The sequence below is a fragment of the Streptomyces sp. URMC 126 genome (genome assembly GCF_051386555.1).
GTDB lineage: Bacteria > Actinomycetota > Actinomycetes > Streptomycetales > Streptomycetaceae > Streptomyces.
In genome coordinates this window covers 1-242 of sequence record NZ_JBPQTX010001251.1, presented here as the reverse complement: position 1 = coordinate 242, position 242 = coordinate 1, and the positions used below count along the sequence as shown (strand labels likewise).

At 67.8% G+C, this 242-nt stretch carries 1 protein-coding gene; it reads right to left on the bottom strand.

The genetic code is table 11. From position 1 onward, the window contains the following. On the bottom strand, positions 1-226 hold a 226-nt coding region (locus tag ACSNOK_RS35845), incomplete at its 3' end, for an ATP-binding cassette domain-containing protein (RefSeq protein ID WP_436784837.1). Positions 227-242: the final 16 nt, after the last annotated feature.

The following is a 242-nucleotide window of genomic DNA, read 5'->3' as shown; positions in this document are numbered from 1 at the left end:
CCTGCGGCGTGAGCACCGAGGTGGGCTCGTCAAGAATGAGCACGCGCGGGTGCGTGAGCAGGGCGCGGATGATTTCCACGCGCTGCATCTCGCCCACGCTCAGCGTGTGCACGGGGCGGTGGGGATCGACCTCCAGCCCGTAGTCATGCGCCGTGGACTCGATGCGCTGCACCACCTCGGCCAGCGTCAGGCTTTTGTCCAGGCCCAGCCAGACGTTCTCGGCCACGGACAGCGTGTCGAAC